This window comes from Citrobacter freundii complex sp. 2024EL-00216, from assembly GCF_043945515.1.
Taxonomy (GTDB): domain Bacteria; phylum Pseudomonadota; class Gammaproteobacteria; order Enterobacterales; family Enterobacteriaceae; genus Citrobacter; species Citrobacter portucalensis.
In genome coordinates this window covers 1-3,890 of record NZ_JBIMRA010000050.1, presented here as the reverse complement: position 1 = coordinate 3,890, position 3,890 = coordinate 1, and the positions used below count along the sequence as shown (strand labels likewise).

The 3,890-nt window shown below is 59.5% G+C and carries 2 protein-coding genes; both read left to right on the top strand.

Annotated elements, in window-relative coordinates; all coding sequences use genetic code 11:
• Positions 1–230: 230 nt before the first annotated feature.
• A complete protein-coding gene (locus ACHHZ7_RS25140; protein ID WP_001162012.1) occupies positions 231–788 on the top strand; it encodes a recombinase family protein in 558 nt (185 codons plus the stop codon).
• Between the two features lie 2 nt (positions 789–790).
• Complete coding sequence (locus tag ACHHZ7_RS25135) at positions 791–3,763, top strand: Tn3 family transposase (RefSeq protein WP_001138073.1); 2,973 nt, start codon at positions 791–793, stop codon at positions 3,761–3,763.
• Positions 3,764–3,890 lie beyond the last annotated feature (127 nt).

The following is a 3,890-nucleotide window of genomic DNA, read 5'->3' as shown; positions in this document are numbered from 1 at the left end:
CGGAAAGTCCTCCCTGCGTCCGCTGATGGCCGGCAGCAGCCCGTCGTTGCCTGATGGATCCAACCCCTCCGCTGCTATAGTGCAGTCGGCTTCTGACGTTCAGTGCAGCCGTCTTCTGAAAACGACACCATGTGCAAACGATGTCAGAATAGAGTTAAATTTCCTATTGATTGACATATTCCGTCAAAGGTAATAGATTTCATCCTGACACTTTTGCCTTTGGAGGCATCTTGCAAGGTCAACGCATCGGCTATGTCCGCGTCAGCAGCTTCGACCAGAACCCGGAACGGCAATTGGAGGGTGTTCAGGTGGCGCGGGTGTTCACCGACAAGGCTTCTGGCAAGGACACCCAGCGTCCCGAGCTGGAAAGGCTGCTGGCCTTCGTCCGCGAGGGCGACACCGTGGTGGTGCATAGCATGGACAGGCTGGCACGCAACCTTGATGACCTGCGCCGCATCGTCCAAGGGCTGACACAACGGGGCGTGCGCATGGAGTTCGTCAAAGAAGGGCTGAAGTTCACCGGCGAGGACTCACCGATGGCCAATCTGATGCTGTCGGTCATGGGAGCCTTCGCTGAGTTCGAGCGCGCCCTGATCCGCGAACGTCAGCGCGAGGGAATCGTGCTGGCCAAGCAGCGCGGTGCCTACCGGGGACGAAAGAAATCGCTGAACAGCGAACAAATTGCCGAGTTGAAACGGCGAGTTGCGGCAGGCGACCAAAAAACCTTGGTGGCCCGTGACTTCGGCATCAGCCGCGAAACCTTGTACCAGTACCTGCGGGAAGACTGACCATGCCACGCCGCTCAATCCTGTCCGCCACCGAGCGCGAAAGCCTGCTGGCACTGCCAGATGCCAAAGACGAACTGATACGGCACTACACGTTCAACGAAACCGACCTGTCGGTGATCCGTCAGCGTCGCGGCGCCGCGAATCGATTGGGCTTCGCTGTGCAGCTTTGCTACTTGCGATTCCCTGGCACCTTTTTGGGCGTCGATGAGCCTCCGTTTCCGCCCCTGTTGCGCATGGTGGCCGCGCAACTCAAGATGCCAGTGGAAAGTTGGAGCGAGTACGGCCAGCGCGAACAGACACGGCGGGAGCACTTGGTCGAGCTGCAAACGGTTTTTGGGTTCAAGCCCTTCACCATGAGCCACTATCGGCAAGCCGTGCATACATTGACCGAGCTGGCCTTGCAGACCGACAAAGGCATCGTGCTGGCGAGCGCACTTGTCGAGAATCTGCGGCGGCAGAGCATTATCCTGCCCGCCATGAATGCCATCGAGCGCGCAAGCGCCGAGGCCATCACCCGTGCCAACCGACGCATTTACGCGGCGCTGACCGATTCTTTGTTATCACCCCACCGTCAGCGCCTGGACGAACTTCTCAAGCGCAAGGACGGCAGTAAAGTGACGTGGCTGGCATGGCTGCGCCAGTCGCCTGCCAAACCGAACTCTCGCCACATGCTCGAACATATTGAGCGCCTGAAATCCTGGCAAGCACTTGATCTGCCCGCAGGCATCGAGCGGCAGGTTCACCAGAACCGCCTGCTCAAAATCGCTCGTGAAGGTGGCCAGATGACGCCTGCTGATCTGGCAAAGTTCGAGGTGCAACGACGCTATGCCACGCTGGTAGCGCTGGCCATCGAAGGCATGGCCACCGTCACCGATGAAATCATCGACCTTCACGATCGCATCATCGGCAAGCTGTTCAACGCGGCCAAGAACAAGCATCAGCAGCAGTTCCAGGCTTCCGGCAAGGCGATCAACGACAAGGTGCGGATGTATGGGCGCATCGGTCAAGCGTTGATTGAGGCCAAGCAAAGCGGCAGCGATCCGTTCGCCGCCATCGAGGCCGTTATGCCCTGGGACACCTTCGCCGCCAGCGTCACCGAAGCGCAAACATTGGCGCGGCCTGCCGACTTTGATTTCCTGCACCACATCGGTGAAAGCTATGCCACGCTACGCCGCTACGCGCCGCAGTTCCTGGGCGTGCTCAAATTGCGGGCTGCGCCCGCCGCCAAGGGTGTGCTCGATGCCATCGACATGCTGCGCGGCATGAACAGCGACAGCGCGCGCAAGGTGCCCGCCGATGCGCCAACCGCATTCATCAAGCCGCGCTGGGCAAAGCTGGTTCTGACCGACGACGGCATCGACCGGCGTTACTACGAGTTATGCGCCCTGTCGGAGCTGAAGAACGCGCTGCGCTCCGGTGATGTCTGGGTGCAGGGTTCTCGCCAGTTCAAGGACTTCGACGAATACCTGGTGCCGGTCGAGAAGTTCGCCACTTTGAAGCTGGCCAGCGAATTGCCGCTGGCAGTGGCCACCGACTGCGACCAATACCTGCATGACCGGTTGGAATTGTTGGAGGCGCAACTCGCCACAGTCAACCGCATGGCTGCGGCCAACGACTTACCGGATGCCATCATCACCACCGCGTCAGGCCTGAAGATCACGCCGCTGGACGCGGCAGTACCAGACGCCGCGCAAGCCATGATCGACCAGACAGCTATGCTGCTGCCGCACCTCAAAATCACCGAGTTGCTGATGGAGGTCGATGAATGGACGGGCTTCACCCGCCACTTCACACACCTGAAGACCAGCGACACGGCCAAGGACAAAACCTTGCTGTTGACGACGATCCTGGCCGACGCGATCAACCTGGGTCTGACCAAAATGGCCGAGTCCTGCCCTGGCACCACCTACGCCAAGCTGTCTTGGCTGCAAGCCTGGCACATCCGCGATGAAACCTATTCGACGGCGCTGGCCGAGCTGGTGAATGCGCAGTTTCGGCAACCCTTCGCCGGCAACTGGGGTGACGGCACCACGTCATCGTCGGACGGCCAGAACTTCAGAACCGGCAGCAAAGCAGAAAGCACTGGTCATATCAACCCGAAGTATGGAAGCAGTCCAGGACGGACTTTCTACACCCATATCTCCGACCAGTACGCGCCCTTCAGTGCCAAGGTGGTCAACGTGGGCATTCGTGATTCAACTTACGTGCTTGATGGCCTGCTGTACCACGAGTCGGACTTGCGCATCGAGGAACACTACACCGACACGGCAGGCTTCACCGATCACGTGTTTGGCTTGATGCATTTGCTGGGATTTCGCTTCGCGCCGCGTATCCGTGACTTGGGCGAAACCAAGCTATTCATCCCCAAGGGCGATGCCGCCTATGACGCGCTCAAGCCGATGATTAGCAGCGACAGGCTGAACATCAAGCAAATACGCGCCCATTGGGATGAAATTCTGCGGCTGGCCACCTCCATCAAGCAAGGCACGGTAACGGCTTCGCTGATGCTGCGCAAACTCGGCAGCTACCCGCGCCAGAACGGCTTGGCCGTGGCGTTGCGCGAGCTGGGGCGCATCGAGCGCACGCTGTTCATTTTGGATTGGCTGCAAAGCGTGGAGCTGCGCCGCCGCGTCCATGCGGGGCTGAATAAGGGCGAGGCGCGCAACGCGCTGGCCAGGGCGGTCTTCTTCTACCGATTGGGTGAAATCCGCGACCGCAGTTTTGAGCAGCAGCGCTACCGGGCCAGCGGCCTCAATCTGGTGACGGCGGCCATCGTGTTGTGGAACACGGTATATCTGGAGCGTGCCACCAGTGCTTTGCGTGGCAACGGCACGGCGCTGGACGACACATTGTTGCAATATCTGTCGCCGCTGGGGTGGGAGCACATCAACCTGACCGGCGATTACCTATGGCGCAGCAGCGCCAAGGTCGGTGCGGGGAAGTTTAGGCCATTGCGACCGCTGCCACCGGCTTAGCGTGCTTTATTTAATGAGATGGTCACTCCCTCCTTCCCGGTACTATGCTGAGGACAGGCTTTCATTCGGAGAACTATCATGGAAAACATTGCGCTCATTGGTATCGATCTGGGTAAAAACTCTTTCC

Coding starts and splice junctions, on each gene's coding strand:
- ACHHZ7_RS25135 (WP_001138073.1), top strand. CDS start 791: ATGCCACGCCGCTCAATCCTGTCCGCCACCGAGCGCGAAAGCCTGCTG.